The sequence below is a fragment of the Variovorax sp. DXTD-1 genome, from assembly GCF_003984625.1.
GTDB lineage: Bacteria > Pseudomonadota > Gammaproteobacteria > Burkholderiales > Burkholderiaceae_C > Variovorax.
In genome coordinates this window covers 41,211-64,167 of the sequence record NZ_RWKH01000028.1, presented here as the reverse complement: position 1 = coordinate 64,167, position 22,957 = coordinate 41,211, and the positions used below count along the sequence as shown (strand labels likewise).

23 protein-coding genes and 1 riboswitch are annotated in these 22,957 nt (G+C 65.9%); of the genes, 12 read left to right on the top strand and 11 right to left on the bottom strand.

The window, feature by feature from the left end:
• Positions 1–7: 7 nt before the first annotated feature.
• Entirely contained in the window at positions 8–625 is a 618-nt protein-coding gene (locus EJI00_RS22430; RefSeq protein ID WP_126749690.1) for an NAD(P)-dependent oxidoreductase, read from the bottom strand.
• 101 nt (positions 626–726) lie between these two features.
• On the opposite strand from EJI00_RS22430, the gene EJI00_RS22425 reads away from it, so the two are divergent.
• Complete coding sequence (locus EJI00_RS22425; protein WP_126749689.1) at positions 727–1,644, top strand: LysR family transcriptional regulator; 918 nt, start codon at positions 727–729, stop codon at positions 1,642–1,644.
• A gap of 24 nt (positions 1,645–1,668) precedes the next feature.
• On the opposite strand, the gene EJI00_RS22420 is transcribed toward EJI00_RS22425, so the two are convergent.
• Positions 1,669–2,304, bottom strand: a complete 636-nt coding sequence (locus tag EJI00_RS22420; RefSeq protein ID WP_126749688.1) for a YqhA family protein — start codon at positions 2,302–2,304, stop codon at positions 1,669–1,671.
• 145 nt (positions 2,305–2,449) lie between these two features.
• Between EJI00_RS22420 and acs the strand changes: the two genes are divergently transcribed.
• Both acs and EJI00_RS22410 read left to right on the top strand, forming a co-directional pair.
• Positions 2,450–4,450: an acetate--CoA ligase gene (acs, locus tag EJI00_RS22415; protein WP_126749687.1), complete on the top strand. Its 2,001-nt coding sequence runs from the start codon at positions 2,450–2,452 to the stop codon at positions 4,448–4,450.
• A 140-nt stretch (positions 4,451–4,590) separates the two neighbouring features.
• A complete protein-coding gene (locus EJI00_RS22410) occupies positions 4,591–5,091 on the top strand; it encodes a LapA family protein (protein WP_126749686.1) in 501 nt (166 codons plus the stop codon).
• Here the strand turns inward: EJI00_RS22410 and EJI00_RS22405 are convergent, their stop codons facing one another.
• Positions 5,092–5,397, bottom strand: a complete 306-nt coding sequence (locus tag EJI00_RS22405; RefSeq protein WP_126749685.1) for a c-type cytochrome — start codon at positions 5,395–5,397, stop codon at positions 5,092–5,094.
• Between the two features lie 106 nt (positions 5,398–5,503).
• Here EJI00_RS22405 and EJI00_RS22400 point away from each other — a divergent pair, with 106 nt between their 5' ends.
• Positions 5,504–5,752, top strand: coding sequence for a TIGR04438 family Trp-rich protein (locus tag EJI00_RS22400; protein ID WP_126749684.1), 249 nt, complete (start codon positions 5,504–5,506; stop codon positions 5,750–5,752).
• 81 nt (positions 5,753–5,833) lie between these two features.
• Here EJI00_RS22400 and ilvD read toward each other — a convergent pair whose 3' ends face one another.
• Positions 5,834–7,528, bottom strand: coding sequence for a dihydroxy-acid dehydratase (ilvD, locus tag EJI00_RS22395; protein ID WP_126749683.1), 1,695 nt, complete (start codon positions 7,526–7,528; stop codon positions 5,834–5,836).
• Between the two features lie 107 nt (positions 7,529–7,635).
• Between ilvD and EJI00_RS22390 the strand changes: the two genes are divergently transcribed.
• The 7 genes from EJI00_RS22390 to EJI00_RS22360 all read left to right on the top strand — a co-directional run bounded on the left by EJI00_RS22390 (position 7,636) and on the right by EJI00_RS22360 (position 15,179).
• Positions 7,636–8,574 carry a LysR family transcriptional regulator gene (locus tag EJI00_RS22390; protein WP_126749682.1) on the top strand — a complete coding sequence of 313 codons (939 nt, stop codon included), beginning with the start codon at positions 7,636–7,638 and terminating at the stop codon, positions 8,572–8,574.
• A 56-nt stretch (positions 8,575–8,630) separates the two neighbouring features.
• Positions 8,631–9,452 (top strand): prolipoprotein diacylglyceryl transferase, encoded by an 822-nt coding sequence (gene lgt / locus EJI00_RS22385; RefSeq protein WP_126749681.1) that lies wholly within the window; start codon positions 8,631–8,633, stop codon positions 9,450–9,452.
• Positions 9,453–9,593: 141 nt separating this feature from the next.
• Positions 9,594–10,262, top strand: a complete 669-nt coding sequence (locus tag EJI00_RS22380; RefSeq protein WP_126749680.1) for a GntR family transcriptional regulator — start codon at positions 9,594–9,596, stop codon at positions 10,260–10,262.
• 49 nt (positions 10,263–10,311) lie between these two features.
• Positions 10,312–11,784 (top strand): malonyl-CoA decarboxylase, encoded by a 1,473-nt coding sequence (locus EJI00_RS22375; RefSeq protein WP_126749679.1) that lies wholly within the window; start codon positions 10,312–10,314, stop codon positions 11,782–11,784.
• 78 nt (positions 11,785–11,862) lie between these two features.
• Positions 11,863–12,852 (top strand): Bug family tripartite tricarboxylate transporter substrate binding protein, encoded by a 990-nt coding sequence (locus EJI00_RS22370; protein ID WP_126749678.1) that lies wholly within the window; start codon positions 11,863–11,865, stop codon positions 12,850–12,852.
• Positions 12,852–13,631, top strand: coding sequence for an enoyl-CoA hydratase/isomerase family protein (locus EJI00_RS22365; protein ID WP_126749677.1), 780 nt, complete (start codon positions 12,852–12,854; stop codon positions 13,629–13,631). The genes EJI00_RS22370 and EJI00_RS22365 overlap by 1 nt, the downstream gene beginning before the upstream one ends.
• 12 nt (positions 13,632–13,643) lie before the next feature.
• Positions 13,644–15,179 carry a malonate--CoA ligase gene (locus tag EJI00_RS22360; protein WP_126749676.1) on the top strand — a complete coding sequence of 512 codons (1,536 nt, stop codon included), beginning with the start codon at positions 13,644–13,646 and terminating at the stop codon, positions 15,177–15,179.
• Here EJI00_RS22360 and EJI00_RS22355 read toward each other — a convergent pair.
• The 3 genes from EJI00_RS22355 to EJI00_RS22345 form a co-directional block, all read right to left on the bottom strand.
• On the bottom strand, positions 15,176–16,888 hold the full coding sequence (locus EJI00_RS22355) for a serine hydrolase (protein WP_126749675.1): 1,713 nt from the start codon (positions 16,886–16,888) through the stop codon (positions 15,176–15,178). The two genes, EJI00_RS22360 and EJI00_RS22355, sit on opposite strands and share 4 nt — an antisense overlap.
• A gap of 73 nt (positions 16,889–16,961) precedes the next feature.
• Entirely contained in the window at positions 16,962–18,023 is a 1,062-nt protein-coding gene (locus EJI00_RS22350; protein ID WP_126749674.1) for a phenylacetaldoxime dehydratase family protein, read from the bottom strand.
• 18 nt (positions 18,024–18,041) lie between these two features.
• Positions 18,042–19,088: a carbon-nitrogen hydrolase family protein gene (locus tag EJI00_RS22345; protein WP_126749673.1), complete on the bottom strand. Its 1,047-nt coding sequence runs from the start codon at positions 19,086–19,088 to the stop codon at positions 18,042–18,044.
• Between the two features lie 181 nt (positions 19,089–19,269).
• Here EJI00_RS22345 and EJI00_RS22340 point away from each other — a divergent pair, with 181 nt between their 5' ends.
• A complete protein-coding gene (locus tag EJI00_RS22340; protein ID WP_126749672.1) occupies positions 19,270–20,232 on the top strand; it encodes a helix-turn-helix domain-containing protein in 963 nt (320 codons plus the stop codon).
• A gap of 29 nt (positions 20,233–20,261) precedes the next feature.
• On the opposite strand, the gene EJI00_RS22335 is transcribed toward EJI00_RS22340, so the two are convergent.
• The 4 genes from EJI00_RS22335 to EJI00_RS22320 all read right to left on the bottom strand — a co-directional run bounded on the left by EJI00_RS22335 (position 20,262) and on the right by EJI00_RS22320 (position 22,465).
• The gene (locus EJI00_RS22335; RefSeq protein WP_126749671.1) at positions 20,262–20,687 is read right to left on the bottom strand and encodes a universal stress protein; all 426 of its coding nucleotides are present in this window, start codon (positions 20,685–20,687) and stop codon (positions 20,262–20,264) included.
• 109 nt (positions 20,688–20,796) lie between these two features.
• Positions 20,797–21,618, bottom strand: a complete 822-nt coding sequence (locus EJI00_RS22330) for a sulfite exporter TauE/SafE family protein (protein ID WP_126749670.1) — start codon at positions 21,616–21,618, stop codon at positions 20,797–20,799.
• Between the two features lie 284 nt (positions 21,619–21,902).
• A complete protein-coding gene (locus tag EJI00_RS22325; RefSeq protein WP_126749669.1) occupies positions 21,903–22,244 on the bottom strand; it encodes a cell division protein ZapA in 342 nt (113 codons plus the stop codon).
• Entirely contained in the window at positions 22,241–22,465 is a 225-nt protein-coding gene (locus EJI00_RS22320; RefSeq protein ID WP_093023459.1) for a DUF904 domain-containing protein, read from the bottom strand. Before EJI00_RS22320 ends, EJI00_RS22325 begins: the two co-directional genes overlap by 4 nt.
• A gap of 170 nt (positions 22,466–22,635) precedes the next feature.
• A riboswitch (cobalamin riboswitch) is annotated at positions 22,636–22,886 on the top strand.
• Positions 22,887–22,957: the final 71 nt, after the last annotated feature.

The window sequence follows — 22,957 nt, the reverse complement described above, 5'->3', positions numbered from 1 at the left end:
TGGTCGATCAATAGCCGATGGTGTAGCGCTGGCGCGAGTGCGCGGGCTTCTCGAGCTCGTCGATGAACGCGATCGCGTAGTCTTCAAAAGTGATCCAGCTGCGGCCCTCGGCGCTCACGAGCAAGTCGTCCTTGCCGAGGCGGAACTTGCCGGTGCGCTCGCCTTCGACGAATTCGGCTGAGGGCGAGAGAAAGGTCCAGTCGAGTTCCTTCTCGGCGCGCAGCGCATCGAGGAACACACCACCGGCCGTGGCTTCGGCCCTGTAGGCGTCAGGGAAGTTCGGCGTGTCGATCACCTTCAGGCCCGGTGCCGCGTACAGGCTGCCCGCGCCACCGACCACCAGCAGCCGCTTCACGCCCGCGCGCTTCATCGGCTCGATGACGGCGGCTGGCGGCACTGTGGAGAAGTGCGCGGCGCTGAACACCGCGTCGTGGCCGGCCACGGCCTTTTCGAGCGCAGCGCCGTCCAGCACGTCGAGGTCGACCGCCTTCACGTTGGCACGGCCCGAGAGCTTGTCGCTGGCCTTGCGGGCAATGGCCGTCACGGTGTGGCCGCGGCGCAGGGCCTCTTCGAGAAGGCGGCCGCCGGCACGACCGGTGGCGCCGATGATGGCAATGTGGCTCATGAATGCTCCAGGAAAGTTGATTCGATGAAACGCATCTTAGGTTTCTGGTTTCGAAAGAAATACCTCGATTTACGCGTTTCTTTATTCCTAAAATCGTTCGAATGGATCGTTTGAACGCAATGCGGGTCTTCGTGACCGTGGTGGATTCGGGCAGCCTCTCGGCCGCGGCCGACAAGCTCGACCTTTCTCGGCCGGTGGTCACGCGCTATGTGGCCGAGCTGGAGCAATGGACCGGAGCGCGCCTCTTGCACCGCACCACGCGCCGCCTGAGCCTTACCGCGGCGGGCGACGAGCTGCTGCCGCGTTGCCGCCAGGTGCTCGACCTGGCGGGCGACATGCAGGCCGCGGTGCGGCACCCGGCGGAGGCGCCGCGCGGCCAGTTGCGCATCACGGCCAGCACCTCCTTCGCGCAGGCGCAGCTGGCCGACGCCGTGGCCGGCTATGTGCGGCTCTACCCCGGCGTGGCGGTCGACCTGGTGCTGCTCGACCGGGCGGTGAACCTGGTGGACGAGCGCATCGATCTCGCGATCCGGGTGGCGGTGGAGATCGATCCCAACCTGATTGCGCGCAGGCTCACGGATTGCCGTTCGGTGGTGTGCGCTTCCCCCGGGTACCTGAAGGAGCACGGCGAGCCGCTGCGCGTGGAGGAGCTGGCCCAGCGCAACTGCCTCACGCACTCGTACTTCGGGCGCAGCCTCTGGAATTTCACCCGCAAGGACGACGGAACGCCCGTTTCGGTGGCCGTGGGCGGCAATGTGTCGACCAACGATGCCGCGAGCCTGATGCAGCTTGCGCGGTCGGGGGCCGGCATCGCGATGTTGCCGACCTACCTGACGTCATGCCTTTTGAAGTCGGGCGAACTGGTGCGGCTGTTTCCGGAATTCGAACCGCAGGTGGTGGGCATGTATGCGGTGTATGCCTCTCGCAAGCACATGCCGGCCACGCTGCGCACGATGCTCGACTTTCTGGCCGCGCGCTTCACCGAGGTACCCGCCTGGGACTTGCCCCGCGCCGGCTGAACCCCTGAGCCGGATCGGCCCGCGTCAGTGCCCGTCGCCGCGCGGCGCGTTCGACGCCATGAGCTTGTCGGTGTAGGCAATGGCCATGGCCGAGAACAGGAACGCGATGTGAATCACCGTCTGCGCAATCAACACGCGATCGGTGTAGTTGTCGGCGTTGATGAAGGTCTTCAGCAGGTGGATCGAGCTGATGCCGATGATGGCCGTGGCCAGCTTGACCTTGAGCACCGAGGCGTTCACGTGGCTCAGCCACTCGGGCTGGTCGCGGTGGCCTTCCAGGTCCATGCGGCTCACGAAGGTTTCGTAGCCGCCGACGATCACCATGATGAGCAGGTTGGAGATCATCACCACGTCGATCAGCGCCAGCACCACCAGCATGATCACCGTTTCGTTGAGCGTGCCCACCGGCGCGGTGGTCTTGTAGCCGATGCTGGTGATCAGCGCCTGCAGCGCGTCCTTGTTGCCGAAGGCGGCTTCGACAAGATGCAGCAGTTCGACGAGGAAGTGCACCACGTACACCGCCTGCGCCACGATCAGGCCCAGGTACAGCGGCAGCTGGAGCCAGCGGCTGGCAAAAATCAGCTTGGGCAGCGGCCGAAGCGGCGAGCCGCGCGCTGGTACGGGCGGGTTCCGGGTATCGAAAGGGTCGGGAGCGGACATCGGGAGGAAGGTTGGGAACGACTGGCGATTCTAGGGGTGCCCTCGTGTCGGGCCCGTGATAACCCTGCGAACTAATATCGGACCGTCAGTGACCCGTAAGTGGGTCCGCCGACATTACGGCCGCACCTACCCAGGAGACAAGAGAATGAGCAGCAGCGCATCGAAGAACATCGAATCCGTTCTGGTCGAGAACCGCGTGTTCCCGCCCGACACCCGTGCCACCCAAGGTGCCCGCATTGCCGGCATGGCCGCCTACGAGGCGCTGTGCAAGGAAGCCGAGCAGGACTTCGAAGGCTTCTGGACCCGCCAGGCCCAGGCCAACCTCAACTGGACCAAGCCGTTCACCCGCACGCTCGATGAGTCGAAGGCGCCGTTCTACGAATGGTTCGGCGACGGCGAGCTCAACGCCAGCGCCAATTGCCTGGACAAGCACATGGGCACGCCGGTCGAGAACAAGACCGCCATCGTCTTCGAGGCCGACGACGGCACCGTCACCAACGTCACCTACAAGGAACTGCTCGGCCGCGTGAGCCAGTTTGCCAATGCGCTCAAGGCCGCCGGCATCCAGAAGGGCGACCGCGTCATCATCTACATGCCGATGACGGTCGAAGGCGTGATTGCCATGCAGGCTTGCGCGCGCATTGGCGCCACGCACAGCGTGGTGTTCGGCGGCTTCTCGGCCAAGGCGCTACAGGAGCGAATCATCGACGCCGGCGCCGTGGCCGTCATTACCGCCAACTACCAGCTGCGCGGCGGCAAGGAACTGCCGCTCAAGGCCATCGTCGACGACGGCATTGCGATGGGCGGCTGCGAGTCGATCAAGACCGTGTTCGTCTACGAGCGCACGCCCTCCGCGTGGAACCGCGTCGAAGGCCGCGACAAGACATTCGACGAGGCGCTGAAGGGCCAGAGCACCGACTGCCCGCCAGTGCCAGTGAACGCCGAGCATCCGCTCTTCATCCTCTACACCTCGGGCTCCACCGGCAAGCCCAAGGGCGTGCAGCACGCCACCGGCGGCTACCTGCTGTGGGCCAAGCTCACGATGGACTGGACCTTCGACATCAAGCCCGAAGACGTGTTCTGGTGCACCGCCGACATCGGCTGGATCACCGGCCACACCTATGTGGCCTATGGTCCTCTCGCGGCCGGCGCCACGCAGGTGGTGTTCGAGGGCATTCCCACGTTCCCGCACGCGGGCCGCTTCTGGCAGATGATCGAGAAGCACAAGGTGTCGGTCTTCTACACGGCGCCCACGGCCATCCGCTCGCTCATCAAGGCGGCGGAAGGAGACGAGAAGGTGCACCCCAAGAACTGGGACCTGTCGAGCCTGCGCATCCTCGGTTCGGTGGGCGAGCCCATCAACCCCGAGGCATGGATGTGGTACCACCGCAATATCGGCGGCGAGCGTTGCCCCATCGTCGATACCTTCTGGCAAACCGAAACCGGCGGCCACGTGATCACGCCGCTGCCGGGCGCCACGCCGCTGGTGCCGGGCTCGTGCACCTTGCCGCTGCCGGGCATCATGGCTGCCATCGTCGACGAAACCGGCAAGGACCTGCCCAACGGCGCGGGCGGCATGCTGGTCATCAAGCGGCCCTGGCCCTCGATGATCCGCACCATCTGGAATGACCCCGAGCGCTTCAAGAAGAGCTACTTCCCCGAAGAGATGGGCGGCACCATCTACCTGGCGGGTGACGGTGCGGTGCGCAGCGCGGACCGCGGCTACTTCCGCATCACCGGCCGCATCGACGACGTGCTCAACGTGTCGGGCCACCGGCTCGGCACGATGGAAATCGAATCGGCGCTCGTCTCCAAGACCGACCTCGTGGCCGAAGCCGCCGTGGTCGGCCGGCCCGACGACGTGACTGGCGAGGCCGTGTGCGCCTTCGTCGTGCTCAAGCGCAGCCGCCCGACCGGTGAAGAGGCCAAGCAGATCGCCAACGAGCTGCGCGCCTGGGTCGCGAAGGAAATTGGGCCCATTGCCAAGCCGAAGGACATCCGCTTTGGCGACAACCTGCCCAAGACACGCAGCGGCAAGATCATGCGGCGCCTGCTGCGCAGCATCGCCAAGGGCGAGGCCATCACGCAGGACACGTCCACGCTCGAAAATCCTGCAATTCTGGAACAGTTGTCACAGACCAATTGATTCGATCTGTAGGACATGGCCGTTAGTGAGAAGCTGGGCTCGTTGCGGCCCGCGGCCTGAGGTACAACCAGCGGAGTTGCCGTGCGCCGGGGCGTGCATGGCCGGTTCCGTTGTGTTAGACCTGTTCGAAGGAGGCCCCCATGGGTGTGAGATCTGCTTTCCTGTTTGCCATTCTGCTGCTGATCGCGGCCCTTGCCGCGCTCAACTGGGGCACGCTGTCTTCGCCCGTGCCGGTTTCGCTGGGGTTCATGACCGTTTCCGCGCCGCTGGGCTTGATGATGCTGGGGCTCACGGTGGCCCTGGGCGTGTTCTTCCTGGTCTACGTGCTGTACCTGCACAGTTCGGTGCTGCTGGACGCGAAGCGCCACAACAAGGAAATGCAGGTGCAGCGCGACCTTGCCGACAAGGCCGAGGCTTCGCGCTTTACGGAGCTGCGCAACTTCCTGGAAGCACAGGAGAACAAGCACATGGCGGAGAACGCCGAGCGCCATGCCGCATTGATTGCGAGGCTGGGGCAGGTCGAGAGCGTGATCCGTCAGCGCTCGGAGCAGTCGGACAACACCGTGGCTGCGCACATCGGCCAGCTCGAAGACCGCATCGAGCGCCGGCCGCTGCCCACGGACATCGATCCGCGGGTTTGATCAGCGCGTCGACAGCACCCAGGCAGCGAGCTTCTTCGCGTCGGCTTCGCTGACCTGGTTGTTGGTCGGCATCGGCACCGGACCCCACACGCCCGAACCACCCTTGATGATCTTGGTTGCGAGCATGTCGGCGGCGCCGGCATTGCCCTTGTACTTGGCGGCCACGTCTTTGAACGAAGGGCCGAGCACCTTGCGCTCCACCGCATGGCAGCTCATGCAGTTTTTCGAGGTGGCCAGCGCCAGGTCGGCGAAGGCAGGGGCGGCCAGGCCAAGGCCCAGGACAGCGAACGACAGGAGTCTTTTCATGGGGCTTATTTCGTAATGGCTGGGTTACATTCGATCTAACGCGATTGTAGGTAGCGCCGTGTACCGGCGCCCGGAAGCGTTTCCAACAAAACCCGAGGGATTCGCGATGCTTTTTCTGTTGTTGGGCCTGCTGGGCATTGGCCTGAAGTACTTCGAAGTGGGCATGGTCGCCGGCTGGAGCTGGTGGATCGTGCTGTCGCCTTTTGCGCTGGCCGTGGCGTGGTGGGCCTGGGCCGATTCGTCGGGCTATACCAAGCGCAAGGTCATCGAGCGCGAAGAGCGCCGCAAGCAGGCGCGCATCGACCGCCAGCGCAGCAACATGGGCCTGCCGCCCAACAACCGCCCGAAGCGCTGATACGCCAGCGCGCGGCATCGCAACCGCATGAATTGCGGCCCGCGCTGCGGGCGGGCCGACCGATCATGTTCGTCCGCTTCTTCAGAACTTGTCGAGCACCGCGCCCGAGCTGGCGCTCGAGGCATTGAACGCGAACTTGGCCTGCACGCCGCGCGTGTAGCGCGGAGCCGGCGGCTTCCAGCCTTCGCGGCGCTTGGCAAGCTCGGCTTCGGGCACGTTGAGTTCGAGCACCAGCTTGTGCGCATCGATGGTGATCGAGTCGCCTTCGTTCACGAATGCAATGGTGCCGCCCGCCGCCGCTTCGGGTGCCACGTGGCCGACCACCATGCCCCAGGTGCCGCCCGAGAAGCGGCCGTCGGTGATCAGGCCCACGCTTTCGCCCAGGCCCGCGCCGATGAGCGCGCCGGTCGGCGCCAGCATTTCGGGCATGCCCGGGCCGCCCTTGGGGCCCAGGTAGCGCAGCACCATCACGTCGCCCGCCTTGATCTTGCCGTCCAGAATGGCCTTGAGCGCCGATTGCTCGTCGTCGAACACGCGCGCAGGGCCGGTGATCACGGGGTTCTTCAGGCCGGTGATCTTGGCGACCGCGCCTTCGGGCGAGAGGTTGCCCTTCAGGATGGCCAGGTGGCCTTCGTCGTACATCGGGTTGTCGATCGGGCGGATCACGTCCTGGTCGGCGCGCGGCACCTCGGGCACGTCCTTCAGCACCTCGGCAATCGTCTGGCCGGTGATGGTGATGCAGTCGCCGTGCAGCAGGCCCGCGTTCAGCAGCACCTTCATCACCTGCGGAATGCCGCCGGCCTGATGCAGGTCGACCGCCAGGTACTTGCCGCTCGGCTTCAGGTCGCAGATCACCGGAACCTTCTTGCGCATGCGCTCGAAGTCGTCGATGGTCCATTCGACTTCAGCCGCGTGCGCAATGGCCAGGAAGTGCAGCACCGCGTTGGTCGAGCCGCCCGTGGCCATGATGACGGCCACCGCGTTCTCGATGGCCTTCTTGGTCACGATGTCGCGCGGTTTCAGGTCTTTCTTGATCGCCTCGATCAGCACCTTGGCCGATTCCTTGGCCGAGTTGGCCTTTTCGTCGTGCGGGTTGGCCATGGTCGACGAGTAGGGCAGCGAAATGCCGAGCGCCTCGAATGCGCTGGACATGGTGTTGGCCGTGTACATGCCGCCGCACGAGCCGGTGCCCGGAATGGCGCGCTTCTCGATCTCCAGCAGGTCTTCGTCGCTCATGTTGCCGGCGGCGTTCTGGCCCACGGCTTCGAACACGCTCACGATGTTGAGGTCTTGCCCCTTGTACTTGCCCGGCAGGATGGTGCCGCCGTACACGTAGATGGCCGGCACGTTGGCGCGCAGCATGCCCATGAGGCCGCCGGGCATGTTCTTGTCGCAGCCGCCGACCACCAGCACGCCGTCCATCCACTGGCCGCCCACGCAGGTCTCGATGCAGTCGGAGATGACCTCGCGGCTCACCAGCGAGTACTTCATGCCTTCGGTGCCCATGGCCATGCCGTCGGAGATGGTGGGGGTGCCGAACACCTGCGCGTTGCCGCCCGCTTCCTCGATGCCGGCAATGGCCGCGTCGGCCAGCTTCTGCAGGCCCGAGTTGCACGGGGTGATGGTGCTGTGGCCGTTGGCCACGCCGACCATCGGCTTCTTGAAGTCGCTCTCTTCGTAGCCCATGGCGTAGAACATCGAGCGGTTGGGCGCGCGGCTCTTGCCTTCGACGATGTTGGCGCTGCGGCGGTTGATCTGGATTGGCTTGGTGTCCATGGTCGGTGTCTCTTCTCGTGGGGAAATTCTCGGGGGAGTCCCAAGTATCGGACTTCTCATTGATTCATTCCAATCCCTTTTTGTATGCGGATTGATATGCTCGGCATATGAAGGAAGCCTTGATCGACCTGCGTGCCTGGCGCCAGTTCGTGGCCGTGGCCGAAGAACTGCATTTCGGCCGCGCCGCCGAGCGCCTGCACATGACCCAGCCGCCCGTCACGCAGGCCATTGCCCAGCTCGAAAAGACATTGGGCGTGGCGCTGTTCGACCGGACGCGCCGGCGCGTGGCGCTCACGCCGGCCGGCGAAGCCTTGCTGCCTGACGTGCGCGAACTGCTGGCCCGCGCGCAGGCCCTGCCGGAGAGGGCCCGCGCCGCAGCGGCGGGGCAGGTGGGCCGGGTACGCATTGCCTTCGTTTCGACCATCGGCTTCGAGAAGCTGCCGGCCTGGGTGCGCGAATTCCGCGTGCTGTGCCCGGAGGTGGCGCTGGAGCTCGTCGAGGCCACGGGCGACGTACAGCTCGAAGCCTTTGCGCGCGGCGAGATCGACGCCGGCCTGATGCTCCATTCGCCCGGTGCAGCCCCGCCGGGGCTCGCGCGGCTGCCCGTGGAACAGGAGCCGCTGGTGCTGGCCATGCCGGCGCAGCACGCGCTCGCGAGCGCAACGCCCGTGCCGCTGGCGCAGGTGCTGGCGGAACCGCTGGTGATCTTCCCGCGCCGCATCGTGCCTTCGTTGCACGACGCGATCCATGGCCTTTACCACTCGGCCGGGCGCACGCCGACCGTGACGCAAGAGGCTATCCAGATGCAAACCATCGTCAACCTGGTTTCAGGCGGAATCGGCATGGCCTGGGTGCCGCAGAGCGTCATGCAGTTCAGGCGCGCCGGCGTGATCTACCGCCAGGCCCAGGAGTTCAAAGGGCCGGGCCGCGCGCGGGTGACGCTGCCCGCATGCGAAACCAGCCTGGTGTGGCCGGCGCACGCCGTGCATCCGGCGCTGGCGCGGTTCGTGGAGTTCGTTCGCGAGCGGACGCACAAACGTGGTTAGCCAGCGGTTGACCACGCCGCCAAGGAATGCCACACGGCCGGGGCACAATCTGCGCCATGCTCATGTATCCGCAGATCAATCCCGTCGCCCTGCAGCTCGGGCCCGTCGCCATCCACTGGTATGGCCTGACCTACCTGGCCGCGTTCGCGCTGTTCTACTTTCTTGGCACGCGCCGCCTGCGGCACGAACCGTACCGTTCGCTCGTCGGCACCGGCGCCTGGCAGCGCAAGGACATCGAGGACATTCTTTTTCTTGGCGTAATGGGCGTCATCGTGGGCGGGCGGCTCGGCTACTGCCTGTTCTACAAGCCCGAGTTCTATCTCGCGCATCCGCTCGAAATTCTTTATGTGTGGCAGGGCGGCATGAGCTTTCACGGCGGCCTCTTGGGCGTGATCGGCGCAATGATCTGGTTCGCACGCTCGCGCGCCCGGCCGTTCTGGCAGGTGATGGACTTCGTTTCGCCCTGCGTGCCGACGGGCCTCGCGGCAGGCCGCGTGGGTAACTTCATCAACGGCGAACTCTGGGGCCGCTTCAGCAGCCCCGACCTGCCCTGGGGCATGGTGTTTCCGCAAAGCGGCTCGATGCTGCCGCGCCATCCTTCGCAGGTGTACCAGTTCCTGCTCGAGGGGCTTCTGCTGTTCGTCATCATGTGGCTCTACGCGCGCAAGGAACGCAAGGAAGGGCAGGTGGCCGCGGTGTTCCTCATCGGCTACGGCGCGCTGCGCTTCATTGCCGAATACTTCCGCGAGCCTGATGACTTTCTGGGCTTGCGCGCACTGAACCTGAGCCAGGGGCAATGGCTCAGCGTTCCGATGGTGCTCTTCGGCATCGGCCTGTGGCTCTGGGCCGCAAGGCGACCCCGGCCTGTCACTGCCTGAGCGGCTGGCCCTCAGGGTAAGCACGGGCTGCGCAATGGGTGCGCAGCCCTTGCGCTGCATGGATTGCGGGCCCACAATTTTGCGTAATTACAGAAAATTACGATTCAAGCTCTCAGTCTGCCTTGTAGCTGTCCGCCTTCCATGCGCCTTGTTCCCAATTCCCTGCACGACGAAGTCGCCGCCACGCTGCGCGAGCAGATCTTCGCGGGCGAGCTGGCGCCCGGCAGTTTCCTGGACGAAGCGGCACTGTGCGAACGGCTGTCGATTTCGCGCACTCCCTTGCGCGAGGCGCTCAAGGTGCTCACGGCCGAAGGCCTGCTGCGGCATGAGCCGCGGCGCGGCTGCTTCGTGCGCGAGGTGACGGAGCGCGATCTCGACGAGATATTTCCGGTCATTGCGCTGCTCGAAGGCCGTTGCGCCTACGAGGCGGCGCGCAATGCCAGCGACTCCGAGCTGCATGACCTCGATGGCTTGCATGAACGGCTGGTGCGCCACGCCAAGGCCAAGCGCATCAACGACTACTACGCCACGAACCATCTCATTCACGAGGCGATCATCCAGCTGGCCGACAACAGGTGGCTCGCGCAGGTGATCGGCGACTTGCGCAAGATTCTGAAGCTCGCACGGCTGCAGCAGTTGCATGCACCGGGCCGTCTCGAGCAAAGCCTGTCGGAGCACCTCGCGGTTTTCGCGGCCCTCAAGGCGCGCGACAGCGAAGGCGCGGACGCCGCCATGCGCACGCACCTGACCCGCCAGCGCGAGGCGCTGCGCGAAGTGGCGCGGCAGCAGAAATCAAGGGTGATGTCATGACCTGCACCAGGAAGGGCATCTCCCCGTCCCACAGAATTGGAGTGTGTCGATGAGTGCGACCGAATGGTTCCAGGCGCGGCTGCGTTCTGGCGACAAGACCGGCAGCAAGGTGCCTGTGGCACCCGAGGGCACCCCCCGCAACGCGCCCAAGGCTGCCGCAAAACCCAGCGCGCGCTCGACCGCCGAGCGCATGCAGGCCACCTTGCGCAAGGCCGACGAGGCGCTGTCGCCGCGCGCGTTGCGCCGCGTGCTCACGGCCTTGCAGTCGGTCATCGATCCACGCGTGAGCGAAGTCGAGGGCGGCCGGAGGGCGCATGCCATTGCACTCGAATACGCGGCCGCCACACCGGAAGAGCGCCGCGACTACTGGGCGCTGATGAGCGAGCATTTCGCGGCCGATCCGCAAAAGCTCAAATCGGCGCGCGACCAGCACCAGGCTGCCGTCGGAACGCCCGACGAAGGCCAGGCCGAATTGAAGCTGCGCCGGGCGCTGGTGTCCCCCCGCATGCGCTTGCTGCAGCGCTTTGCAGTCGAGCCCGAGGGCATGCGCTTCCTGGTCGACCTGCGCGCCGAGCTGCTGCCTTTTCTCAAGTCCGACAAGCGGCTGATTGCGCTCGATGCCGAATTGGAGCACCTGTTCTCCACCTGGTTCGACGTCGCGTTTCTCGAACTGCGCCGCATCGACTGGGATTCGCCGGCTTCGCTGATCGAGAAGCTGATCCGCTACGAAGCCGTTCACGACATCAAGAGCTGGACCGACGTGAAGAACCGGCTCGACGACAGCGACCGCCGGTGCTACGGCTTCTTCCATCCACGGCTGCCCAACGAACCGCTGATCTTCGTCGAGGTGGCGCTGGTCGACCGCATCAGCGACGGCATCATGCCGCTGCTCGACGAAACCGCCATGCCCATCCAGCCGGCCAAGGCCACCACCGCAATCTTCTATTCGATCAGCAACACCCAGAACGGCCTGCGCGGCGTGAGCTTCGGCGATTCGCTCATCAAGCGGGTGGTCGAGACGCTGCAGGACGAGCTGCCGCGCCTGAAGACCTTTGCCACGCTCTCGCCGATTCCCGGCTTTCGCGCCTGGCTGGCCAAGAACGCCGCGGAGCTGCTGCCGCGCCTGGACGAAAAGCGCGAGGCCGAACTCGGCCGCCTCGTCGGTTCGCTGCCGCCCACCGCCGAGCGCCTGCTCGCGGCGGTAGACAGCGCAGCCGCGCTCGACGCCAAGTCGCCGCTGCGCCAATGGCTGCTGCAGGCCGCGGCCGAATACCTGGGCCGCACGCTGATCGACGGCACGCCGGCGGATCCGGTGGCCCGCTTTCACCTGGGCAACGGTGCCCGTGTCGAGCGCCTCAACTGGGCCGGCGATCCGTCGCCCAAGGGGCAAAGGCAATCGTATGGCCTCATGGTCAATTACCTCTACGATCTCAAGCGGCTCGACAAGCATCGCGCATGGCTGGCCGAGGGCAAGGTGGCGGTTTCGGGAGATGTCGAAGGCCTGTTCTTCAAAAAAGGCTGAGAGTTCTGAAAGAAAGTCCGGCGCGCGAGGCGCCGGCGGCCGCATGCCGCGGCATTCCACAACGACAGGAGATGACAGATGACTCAGGGTTTTCAACGACGCGACGTGCTGCGCCTGGGCGCAGCCGGTGCAGCCGTTCTGTGCGGCGGTGCGCGTGCGCAGGGAGGCAATTGGCCAACGCGGCCGGTCAACATGATCGTGCCGTTCCCGGCCGGCGGCGGCACCGACGCCTTTGCGCGCCCGCTCTCGGCGCAGTTCTCCAAGGTGACCGGGCAGACGCTGGTGATCGACAACCGCGGCGGCGCCGGCGGCACCGTGGGCGCGAGCATTGCGGCCAAGGCGCAGCCCGACGGCTACACGCTCTTCATGGGCGCGGTTCACCATGCCATCGCACCGTCGATCTATCCCAAGCTCGACTACGACATCGAGAAGGACTTCGTGCCCCTGATGCTGCTGGCCAACGTGCCGCAGGTGGTGGTGGTCAACCCCAAGCGCGTGACCGCCACCACGCTGCAGGAGTTCGTTGCCGCCGCCAAGCGCAACCCCGGCAAGCTCAACTACGGCTCGGCGGGTTCGGGCACCTCGCACCACCTGGCGGGCGAGCTGTTCAAGCTGCAGACCGGCACGTTCATCACCCACATTCCGTACCGCGGCGCGGGCCCGGCGCTGTCCGACCTGATTGCGGGCAACGTCGACCTGATGTTCGACGGCCTCGGCTCTTCCGCCCAGCACATCAAGGGCGGCCGCATCAAGGCGCTGATGGTGGCCGGCGCCAAGCGCAACCCCGCGTTCCCGGACGTGCCCTGCGCCGCCGAGGTCGGCCTGCCTGACTACACCGTCACCACCTGGTACGGCCTGTGGGCCCCCAAGGGCACGCCCGCCGACATGCAGGCACGCATCGTCGACGAGATGAAGAAGGCGCTGGCAACCGATGAGCTCAAGGCCATCTGGGCCCAGAACGGCTCGGAGATTCCGAGCCTCACCATGGCCTCGTACGGCGGCTTCGTCAATTCCGAGGTCAAGCGCTGGGCGTCGGTGGTGAAGGCCTCGGGCGCCAAGCTCGAGTAATGGGCGAGAGCACGGTCTCATTGCACCGCGAGGGCCCGGTCGCGTTCGTCTCTTTGTCGAACGCGGGGCGCCTCAATGCGATGACGCGCGCCATGTGGCGCGAACTGCGTGCGGTGTTCGAGGGCATCGGGCAAGCGGACGAGGCAGGGCTTCGGTGCGTGGTCGTCAGCGGCGAGGGCGGAGCCTTCTGCGCGGGCGGCGACATTTCCGAATACCCGTCGTTCCGTTTCGAAGAATGCAGCTTGCGCGAATTCCACGAGAACGAAGTATGGGCCGCGCTGCAGGCCATGCTCGATTGCCCGTTGCCCCTGGTCGCCCAGATCGAAGGCGCATGCATGGGCGCCGGCATCGAGATAGCGAGTTGCTGCGACATCCGGCTCGCGGGCGCGTCGGCGAAGTTCGGCGCTCCCATTGCCAAACTGGGCTTTCCCATGGCGCCGCGAGAGGCCGCGCTGGTTCACGGCGCCATTGGCGACGTGCTCGCGCGCGACATGCTGCTGGCCGCGGGGGTGCACGGCGCACAGCGCCTGTACGATGCCGGCTTCTTGCTGCAAGTGCTGCCCAACGATGAAGTGGCTGCCGCCGTGCAAGCGCACGCCGCACGCATCGCCGCACTGGCACCGCAGGCCGCCCGGCTTCACAAGCGCACTTTCGCCATGCTGAAAGCCGGCGCGCAAACGACCGAGGCCCTGCTCGCAACCGCCTACGACTATGCCGACTCCGCCGAGCACCGCGAAGGCATTGCCGCCTTTCTTGCCAAGCGCAAACCGAATTTCTGAAGTACCTGCTCGATGAAGACGAAAGCCAACCCCAATCTGTTTGCCGCCTTGCGCGCGGCGTTTCCTGCCGACCTGGACGGCGTTGCCGTTGAAACGGACAACGGCCTGTTCTATTCGTGGAGAGACCTCGACCGCGCGAGCGCGATGATTGCCAACCTGCTGGACGCGCTGGGCCTCGAGGAAGGCGCCCGCATCGCGGTGCAGGTCGAGAAGTCGGTCGAGGCGATGATGCTGTATCTCGCCACGCTGCGTGCCGGCTACGTGTTCCTGCCGCTCAACACCGCCTATCAAAGCGCGGAAATCGAATACTTCATCGGCAATGCGGAGCCCGCCGTGGTGGTGTGCACCAGCCGCAATGCCTCGTGGGTGGGCCCCATTGCCAATGCCGCCGGCACCCGGCACGTGTTCACGCTGGACGATGACCGCACCGGCACGCTGCTGGAGGTTGCCGCGCAGTGCCGCGACCGGCATGCGGTGGCGCACAAAAATGCGGACGACCTGGCGGCCATCCTCTACACCAGCGGCACCACCGGCCGCAGCAAGGGCGCCATGCTCACGCATGGCAACCTGCTGTCGAACGCCGAAGTGCTCAAGGACTACTGGGGCTGGACCAAGGGCGACGTGCTGATCCATGCGCTGCCCATCTTCCACGTGCACGGCCTTTTCGTGGCGCTGCACGGCGCGCTGCTCAACGGCAGCAAGATGATCTGGCTCTCGAAATTCGACCCGAAGCGCGTGGTCGAGAAGCTGCCCGAGGCCACCGTGTTCATGGGCGTGCCCACGCTCTACGTGCGGCTCCTGGCCGAGCCGGGGCTCACGGGCGAAGCGGTGCGCAACATGCGGCTGTTCGTCGCGGGCTCCGCGCCGCTGCTCATCGAAACCTTCGACGAATGGCGTGAGCGCACGGGCCACACCATTCTCGAGCGCTACGGCATGAGCGAGACCGTGATGCTCGCCTCCAACCCCTACACCCCGGCCCAGGGCGAGCGCCGGGGCGGTACGGTCGGCTTTGCGCTGCCGGGCGTGCAACTGCGTGTGCGCGACGACAGCGGCCGCGATTGCACCACCGACGAGATCGGCAACATCGAAGTCAGCGGCCCGAATGTGTTCGTGGGCTACTGGCGCATGCCGGAGAAAACGAAAGAAGAATTCACCGCCGACGGTTTCTTCAAGACCGGCGACGTCGGCAAGATCGACGGGCGTGGCTACATCACCATCGTCGGGCGCAGCAAGGACTTGATCATCAGCGGCGGCTACAACGTCTATCCCGCCGAAATCGAGGGCTATATCAACGAGCTGCCCGGCGTGGCCGAGAGCGCGGTGGTCGGCGTGCCGCACCCCGACTTCGGCGAGGTGGGCGTGGCCATCGTCATTGCCAAGACCGGCGGGGCGCTGGATGCCGAGGCCATCGTGGCGGACCTCAAGTCGAAGCTCGCGAACTTCAAGATACCGAAGCGCTGCTTCGTCGTGAACGAACTGCCGCGCAACACGATGGGCAAGGTGCAGAAGGCGCTGCTGCGCGAGCAGCACAAGGGATTGTTCGCCTAGGTTTTCGCCGCCTTCGCCACCCGCGGTGCAAGGGCGGTGGTGCGCGGTTCGTGAAAGATCATCGCATCCACCGCATCGGGTGAAGGCCGGCGGAACTCCACGCCGTAGCCTTCGAGCGTGTCGACGTTGAAGCTGCGCCCATCGGCCGGAAGCAGCCGGTAGGTCGGCTGGCCCGGGATGGTCATGCTGAGTTCGCCCTTGGCGTCGAGCCTGATCTCGATGACGCGGCCGCTGTGCAGGTAGTCGCCGGCGCACAGCCGGCGGAACGCCGGGTCCAGCGCGTCCCCGGCCGCGACGCGGCGAAACACGATGTCGTCCACCATCTCCTCGAGAGGAACCTCCACGCGATCGATTCGCCCCTGCCGGTCGTAGCGAAAAGTGAGCGTCCGGTTGCTGGGGTGCATCACGGTCGGCCGGTCGGGTGTGATGAACACGTCGTAATGGCGGTGCTCGAGCGGCTCCTCGAAGCCGCGCCAGCGCCAGGCGAGCCCGTCGGCAGCCTGTTCGATGTGGATTCGGCCGTACGCCGGATGCTCGTAGCCGCCCACATAGTCTTCCAGCGCGTGGCTCGGCCGAGTGCCGCTTCGGCGGACTTCCGCCTTGATGTTCTTGTCGAGGCCGAGCTGTTCCACTGCCTGTTTGCGCCGCGCCGCCAGGCGGCCGAACCAGTCGATAGGCGTGCGGCCGCAGATGCGGTCAAGCACTGCGTAGGTGAGGATGGCGGTGAAGCCGCCCGGTGCCCGGTTGGTCAGCACCACCACGCCCGCGCGGCGCTGTGGCTGCATGGTCATGAGCGTGCTCCAGCCGGCCCACGAGCCCGAATGCGCGATGGTGCGCTCGCCCCGGTATTGCTCGCAGAACAGGCCGAGGCCGTAGTGCGAATCGCCGATCTCGGGAAATTCGGAGCGGCCCATGTGCACGCGCGGCGTGGTCATTTCGCGCAGCGCCTGGGCCGAAAGCAGCTGGCGGCCATCCACCTTGCCGTCGAGCAGGAAGCGCGCCCATTTCGCCAGGTCCGACACCGAGGCGTTGATGCCACCTGCGGGGGTGGCGCGAATGGGTGAGAGCGGCGTGCGATACCGCTCGTCGCCATCCATTGCATGGGGGCGGGCGGCGTCTTCGGCGGCGCCAAGCGCCTCGATGGAAAAGCCGAAGTGCCTGAAGCCCAGGGGCTTCATCAAGCGCTCGGTGGTGAAGTCCTGGTAGCTCTGGCCGCTGATGCGCTCTGTGATCATTCCGGCGACGAGGTAGCCGAGGTTCGAATACTGGAAGGTGTCGCGCAGGTCCTTGTTCGGTGCAAGGTGCCTGAGCGCAGCCAGCATCTGCGCGTTGCTCAGGTCGCCGGGCATGTGGATCCAGTCGTGCCGCGGCAGCCCGCTGTGGTGGCACAGCAGATCGCGCACGGTCAGCCGTTCGGTTGCCACGGGGTCGTGCAGGCGAAATTCGGGGATCACGTCGCGCACCGGCCGGGCCCAGTCGAGCTTGCGCTCGTCGACCAGCAGGCCGAGGCCGGCCGCGGTGAATGACTTGGTGATCGAGCACAGCAGGAATTGCGTGTCTATCGTTACGGGCAGGCCCGTGTCGGTGTCGCGCACGCCGTAGCCCTTGAGTACGGCGATCTCGCCGTCCTGGATGACGGCCAGGGCAAGCCCGGGTACTTTCCATTCCTGCATCGAGGCTTCGACGAGGCTGTCGAGTTCGCTCCACATGGTCGGGTCCTTGCCTTTGCTTGCGCTTGAATTGGGCCGCGCATCCTAAAGCAAATGCCCGAAGTGCGGTCTTCTATGCCGCGGCCAACCCATTCATGAGCCCGCTGCGGGCGTGGCAGTTGATGTACTCGTAGCTCTGTTCGTCGGCCCTGAGCACCGACACCTCGTGGTACACGCGCAGCTGCAGCTCGAAGTTCAACGCCTGCACGTAGCGCATGAAGCTGCCGAAGATCGCGACGTGCGTGGGGTGCGACTCGGCCCAGCGCTCCATGTCGGCGAGCGATCGCCAGAAGCTCAGGCCGAACGACTTTTCGAGCGGCGTGCCTTTGGCGCCGAGATGGCGCATGTAGCGGTTGCTGTAGCAGCCGATACCCAGCCCCTGGTCGCGCAAGAACTCCATGCCTTCGCGCAGCACCGGTTCCATCTCTTCCAGGTAGAGCGTGCGTTCCTGGCCGGCGGTATCGGCCCATTCCTGGCCCGAGCGGATCATCGCGATGTTCTCGTGGCCCGCGACGCGCACGCGCTGCCCGGGAGCCGGTGTGCCGGCAATCACGGCGCGTGTGCCGGAGGGCGCCATGGCATCGGTCTGCGAGAGCGGAATGCGGTCGCGCATCGAACCCCAATAGCCGTGCTCCTGCAGTTCGCCGCTCACGCCGCCCATCACCACGCCCACGCCTTCGAGGCGGTCCGGCGTGTTGAACATGGTCTCGAAGTGCTCGACGCGCGGTGACACCACTTCGCGGAAGTAGCCGAGGCCGTCCGCCAACCGTTCTTCGGAGCGCCACCACGCATCGATCTCGGGCGTCGCGCACCAACGCGCATGGGTGGCAGGATCGTCCCAGTACGCGATGGCGATCATGTTGTCGTAGCCGTCGGCATCGACATGGTGTGCGAAGTCGTGGTGGCCCGGGCCGTCGGGGAGCGCGAAGCCGGCTGCGATCTTCATCAGCGCAGCGCAAGCTCGCCCTTGCATATCGGCGCCGCGCGATTGCACGCCGAAGTAGCCCATCACCACCTGCCTCACCGCGGCCGGCGCGCGTGCCGACCAGACGGGGTAGGGCGGCGCGTAGTCGTCTTCCACGCGGCGGTGGCGCGTGCGTGAGCACTTCAGGTGCTCTGCAATGGCTGATTCCATGGCGTCGCTCCTGCTGGTTCAGGCGGCCAACTGCTGGCGCGCCGCGGCGCCCGGCTCGGGCGTGGCGACGATGGCTTCGAAGGCGCCGCCTTCGACTTCGGGCGTACGCTGCAGCACCACCGGTTCGCGTTTTGTCTTGTTCAGCAGAAGCTGCGTGACGTCGGGCCGCGAGTAGTGGCCGCTCGGGTCGGCCGCTGCCTTGGCGAGCGCAATCATTCCGAGGTCGATGTCCGCAATCACCAGCCCTTCCTGGTCTTCGGCCAGGGGCGTACCGAGCGGGGAGCCGTCGGGCGCGTAGATACGCGCAAAGCCGCCGCCCACGCCCAGCAACTGCTGCTTGCCTGCATCGGTGCACATCAGCTCGCTCATCGCCGGCGAAACGGTGGCGCACGGCGCAATGACGAAGCATTGGCCTTCCGCCGCGTAAACCTGGCTGGCCGCATTGTTGAGCTCGGCGCCAAGGGCGAAAGCCGCACCGCGGTAGAGCGAAAAGCTGGGCCAGGCGCCGCAGTGGATCTGCTCGTTCTGTGCATACATCGCGTATTTGCTGAGCGGCTGCAGGTGCTCCCAGCACGAGAGCGACCCGATGTTGCCGATGGCTGTTTCGGCCACCGCAAGGTCGGAGCCGTCGCCTTCGCCGAACACGGTGCGCTCCACGTGCGTGGGCTTGAGCTTGCGGCGCGTCTGCACCGTGTTGCCTTGGTCGTCGATCAGCGCCTGCGCAATGTAGAGGCTGCCCGCGGCCTTTTCGCTGTAGCCAAGGGAAACCCAGATCCTGTGCTTGCGCGCGGCATCGCGAATGCGGTCGAACTCGCCCGAGCCGACGACCAGCGCGTTGTCGTGATAGCGCTGCACGAACTGCATGCCCCAGGCCGGCGAATCGAGCCAGATCCACCAGGGGTACCCCGGCACCCAGGTTTCCGGAAAGGCGATGAGCTTCACGCCCTGGCCGGCCGCCTGGGCCATGAGGTCGATGGTCTTGTCGATGGTGCCGTCGAGATCGAGGAACACCGGCGCGGCCTGTACGGCGGCAACGCGAAGCTTGGGGTGAACGGTGGCGGGCATGGCGGGTCTCCAGGAGCGGGGTGTGAAAGAAACAACTTCGCACACCTCGCACCGGGTTTGCGCGGTGGCATGCGGGTTGCTTCAAGCGTAGATTCGCCGCCGCGAAACCCCTTGACCCGAACTTGCGGCGTTCTTGTTCCAGCGTTGCATGCCGGCCTTTCAAGAAACCCGAGGAACCCCGATGAACCAGTTGTTCAGCACCGACGCCGTGGCGCGCGACCAGCGGCTCGCCTACTGGACCGACATGATCTGCAATGTGTACGTGCAGCTCGGGTGCGATGCGGTGCGCAAGGACGATTCCGGCAACTTCGAGGGCAGCATCCGTCAGCACACGCTGCCGAGCCTCGATGTGTCGGTGGTCAAGTCGGGCCCGCAGAAGGTCATGCGCACGCCGGGGCACATCTCGCGGTCGGGCGACGATTACTTCCTGGTCAGCATCCAGGCGCGCGGCCAGGGCGTGGTGCGGCAGGACGGGCGCGACGCGGTCTTGGCGGCGGGCGACTTTGCGCTGTACGACAGCACCCGGCCCTACGAACTGCTGTTCGACAACGCCTTCGAGCAGATCGTGCTCAAGCTGCCTGGCGAACGCCTGCGCGGCGAACTGCACGACACCGAAGCATTGACGGCTACCACCGTATCGGGACGCGAGGGCGCGGGGCACCTGTTGCTCGGCATGATCCGCACGCTGCGCGAAGACATCGACACCTTGCAGCCTGCGTCGGCACTCGCGGTGGCCAACGGGGTGCAGAGCATCCTGGTGGCAGGGCTGCAAACGCTGCCCGCGGCACGCGCGCCGGGTCTCAGCAATCTGACGGCCTACCACCTGGCCCGCGTGAAGCGGCGCATCGACGAGCAGTTGGCGGACCCGTCGCTGTCGGTGGGCAGCCTTGCGGCGGAGCTGGGCGTTTCAGCGAGCCACATTCACCGCATCTTCAAGAGCGAGCCGCTCACGCCTTCGCAGTACATCTGGGAGCGCCGGCTCGAAGCCTGCAGCCGCGACCTGCTCGAGCCGCGGCTTGCCGGCCGGCCGGTGGCCGACATTGCCTACGGCCGCGGCTTCAATGACGCGGCGCACTTCAGCCGCGCATTCCGCGAACGCTTCGGCTGCTCGCCGCGCGAGTGGCGGCAGCAGCGCGTTCAATAACAATAAAAAGAGGCGCGGCCTTCGCCGGATTACTGCACCAGCAGCACTGAGGTGTCGGTCTCCGAAATGACCTTGGTGGCCACCGAGCCCATCAGCGCGCGGCCGAAAATGCCGTGGCCGTGGGTGCCCAGCACAATCAACTGAGCATGCGCGGCAGTGGCGGACTTGAGGATTTCCTCGGCCGCATGGCCGTGGCGCTGGTCGACGGTGAAGTTGCTCACGTTGTTCTGCGCAAGCAATGCTTTCACGGGGTCGAGCACCTTGGCGCTTTCCTCTGCGTAGTAGTCGTCGACCACCTGTTTGCTCAGGTGGCGCGCCACATGGCCGTGGACGCCGGTGCACACATGCACGATGACCAGCTCATGCCCGTCCACGAACATGGCGCGGTTGGCGAGCAGGTAGTTGAGCGCCTTTTGCGTATAGGCGCTGCCGTCGACTGCGATGAGGATTTTCATGAGGCCGGTTATACGGCCCACGCTTGCCTGCCGCAACGGGTCTCACCCAAGACCCAAGGGGCTTTCGCTCGAAGAGCCGCGCAGTGTGCGAAGCTGCGCGATGGCTTGCTCAGCCCTGCAGGCCCTTCCAGAGCATGTAGGCGGCCAGCAGGTACAGGATGCTCGCGAACACGCGCTTGAGCTTTTTCACAGGCAGGTTGTGGGCCGCCTTGGCGCCGAGCGGAGCGGTGAGCACGCTGCACACCGCAATGACCGCGAGCGCAGGCAGCCAGATGTAGCCGAAGGCACCATCGGGCAGGCCCTGCACCGATTGTCCGCTCACCACATAGCCCAGCACGTTGGCCACCGCAATCGGAAAGCCGAGCGCGGCGCTGGTGGCCACGGCGTTGTGAATGGAGATGTTGCACCACGTCATGAACGGCACGCTGACGAAGCCGCCGCCCGCGCCCACCAACCCCGAGATGAAGCCGATGGCGCCGCCCGCCGACAACTGGCCCACCGTGCCCGGCATCTGCCGCGTGGGCTTGGGCTTGCGGTCAAGAAACATCTGCGTTGCGGAGAAGCCCACGAACAACGCGAACACGATCGCCAGCACCGTGCCCTTGAGCAGCGAGAACACGCCCAGGCTGCCCAGCAGGCTGCCGATGACGATGCCGGGCGCCAGGCGCCGCACGATGTCCCAGCGCACCGCGCCGCGCTTGTGATGCGCACGCACGCTCGACACCGAGGTGAAGATGATCGTCGCCATCGAAGTGGCAATGGCCATCTTCACTGCAAGATCGGAAGCCACCCCGCGGTGCCCCATGATGATCGTGATGAACGGCACCATGAGCATCCCGCCGCCGATGCCGAGCAAGCCCGCCAGAAAACCGGTGCCCAGGCCGAGTGCGGCCAATTCGGCGATCAGGATGGGGTCGAGCAGGGAGTTCACGCAGCGGGGCCTTGAAAAAAAGCAACGGCCCCGTGCAGCGCGTGCCGGGGCCGTATGAACGAAAAAAGGTGTCTGCAAGTGGGCGCCGAACCCGCATCCTGAACCAGGGTTCAGGTGGGCGAGGGCAGCAAGACTTCGGGTTCATCTAACGCGAGATGATCACGCCCGTCAAGCGATGTACCAAGCCCGGCTCCGGAGAGCATTGGAACAAGGAAATATTAAGCCCGACGCGCACCGCAGACAGTTCGGATTTTACGCCTTCGACGGGCCGTGCGCCTCTCTGTTCAGAGTAAATGGTCATCGCCCGCAAGGGCTTGATCGAGTTTCTGAATGAGCTGGGCGGCCTTGGCATCGTCCTCGCCGGCATCTCCCGCGGGAGATGCCGCAGTGGCAGCCATCGGAACCGGCGCGGCCGCAGCGGCGGCCTGCTGCGCGGCCAGGTCGAAGGCCAGGTTCAGGGAGGCAAGCACGGCAATACGGTCGCGTGCCTTCACCTTGCCCGCATCGCGGATCTTGCACATGGCCGCGTCCACACGGTCGACGGCTTCGCGCAACTGCGCCTCGCCGCCCTCGGGACAACCGAGCAGATAGCTCTGGCCCATGATCTGAACTTCGATCTGCTTCATGCGGGGGAATCTTCGGAAGGTGGTTCGGCCGGCAGCCGCTCGAGCAGGGCGTCGAGGCGCGTGCGGGCCGCGGCGAGCCGCGACTTCAGCGCATCGCGCTCGCGCGTGAGCGCTTCGACCTGCTCCTGCAGCAGCGCATTGGTGCGCTGCACCTCTTCATGACGCACGAGCAGGCGTTCCACACGCTCGGCGATCTGGTCGATGGGGCTGGAGGCGGGCATGGTTGGCGATTGTAGTTTCCCAGGGGGCGGTCCCCCGTGGCGCCGAACGCCGCGTAGGACCGGGACGGATTCTGCGGCCTGCACCTTGCTCTTTCCAAACTTTCCGATGCGATGTGGACCACAGTCTGCGCAACTTTTGGCTTACTGCGCCTGCGGCAACTGGGAGAAGCCCTAGAATTCCGCCCGTTGGTGCCTGCGTCGTGGTTCACACGCCGCGGTTCAACGGGAAGCAGGAGTGAACGCCCCCCGGAAGCGGGACAAGGCCGAAGCCGCCTGCGCTGCCCCCGCAACGGTCAAGCAGTCGACGCCTCCGCGCGTCAACCTCATCCATCAAGCCACTGGGCGCCCTGAAACAGGCGCCTGGGAAGGCGGTGAGGTCGCACTGCCAGCCCGGATACCGGCCAACGAGGCGGCTGCCGCATGCGCGATCGATTCGCGCGCATGAAGCAGCCATTGCGCCCAAACGCTGGCGGGGAGGCCGGCGACGGGCAT

What these genes read in the sequence shown, in the direction of transcription:
- EJI00_RS22430 (WP_126749690.1), bottom strand. Translation starts at nt 625, where the DNA reads ATGAGCCACATTGCCATCATCGGCGCCACCGGTCGTGCCGGCGGCCGC.
- EJI00_RS22320 (WP_093023459.1), bottom strand. Translation starts at nt 22,465, where the DNA reads ATGCCCGCCTCCAGCCCCATCGACCAGATCGCCGAGCGTGTGGAACGC.
- EJI00_RS22380 (WP_126749680.1), top strand. Translation starts at nt 9,594, where the DNA reads ATGCGCCTTGTTCCCAATTCCCTGCACGACGAAGTCGCCGCCACGCTG.
- EJI00_RS22390 (WP_126749682.1), top strand. Translation starts at nt 7,636, where the DNA reads ATGAAGGAAGCCTTGATCGACCTGCGTGCCTGGCGCCAGTTCGTGGCC.
- EJI00_RS22410 (WP_126749686.1), top strand. Translation starts at nt 4,591, where the DNA reads ATGGGTGTGAGATCTGCTTTCCTGTTTGCCATTCTGCTGCTGATCGCG.
- ilvD (WP_126749683.1), bottom strand. Translation starts at nt 7,528, where the DNA reads ATGGACACCAAGCCAATCCAGATCAACCGCCGCAGCGCCAACATCGTC.
- EJI00_RS22350 (WP_126749674.1), bottom strand. Translation starts at nt 18,023, where the DNA reads ATGGAATCAGCCATTGCAGAGCACCTGAAGTGCTCACGCACGCGCCAC.
- EJI00_RS22420 (WP_126749688.1), bottom strand. Translation starts at nt 2,304, where the DNA reads ATGTCCGCTCCCGACCCTTTCGATACCCGGAACCCGCCCGTACCAGCG.
- lgt (WP_126749681.1), top strand. Translation starts at nt 8,631, where the DNA reads ATGCTCATGTATCCGCAGATCAATCCCGTCGCCCTGCAGCTCGGGCCC.
- EJI00_RS22325 (WP_126749669.1), bottom strand. Translation starts at nt 22,244, where the DNA reads ATGAAGCAGATCGAAGTTCAGATCATGGGCCAGAGCTATCTGCTCGGT.
- EJI00_RS22340 (WP_126749672.1), top strand. Translation starts at nt 19,270, where the DNA reads ATGAACCAGTTGTTCAGCACCGACGCCGTGGCGCGCGACCAGCGGCTC.
- EJI00_RS22405 (WP_126749685.1), bottom strand. Translation starts at nt 5,397, where the DNA reads ATGAAAAGACTCCTGTCGTTCGCTGTCCTGGGCCTTGGCCTGGCCGCC.
- EJI00_RS22425 (WP_126749689.1), top strand. Translation starts at nt 727, where the DNA reads ATGGATCGTTTGAACGCAATGCGGGTCTTCGTGACCGTGGTGGATTCG.
- EJI00_RS22400 (WP_126749684.1), top strand. Translation starts at nt 5,504, where the DNA reads ATGCTTTTTCTGTTGTTGGGCCTGCTGGGCATTGGCCTGAAGTACTTC.
- EJI00_RS22345 (WP_126749673.1), bottom strand. Translation starts at nt 19,088, where the DNA reads ATGCCCGCCACCGTTCACCCCAAGCTTCGCGTTGCCGCCGTACAGGCC.
- EJI00_RS22365 (WP_126749677.1), top strand. Translation starts at nt 12,852, where the DNA reads ATGGGCGAGAGCACGGTCTCATTGCACCGCGAGGGCCCGGTCGCGTTC.
- EJI00_RS22335 (WP_126749671.1), bottom strand. Translation starts at nt 20,687, where the DNA reads ATGAAAATCCTCATCGCAGTCGACGGCAGCGCCTATACGCAAAAGGCG.
- EJI00_RS22375 (WP_126749679.1), top strand. Translation starts at nt 10,312, where the DNA reads ATGAGTGCGACCGAATGGTTCCAGGCGCGGCTGCGTTCTGGCGACAAG.
- EJI00_RS22360 (WP_126749676.1), top strand. Translation starts at nt 13,644, where the DNA reads ATGAAGACGAAAGCCAACCCCAATCTGTTTGCCGCCTTGCGCGCGGCG.
- EJI00_RS22355 (WP_126749675.1), bottom strand. Translation starts at nt 16,888, where the DNA reads ATGTGGAGCGAACTCGACAGCCTCGTCGAAGCCTCGATGCAGGAATGG.
- acs (WP_126749687.1), top strand. Translation starts at nt 2,450, where the DNA reads ATGAGCAGCAGCGCATCGAAGAACATCGAATCCGTTCTGGTCGAGAAC.
- EJI00_RS22370 (WP_126749678.1), top strand. Translation starts at nt 11,863, where the DNA reads ATGACTCAGGGTTTTCAACGACGCGACGTGCTGCGCCTGGGCGCAGCC.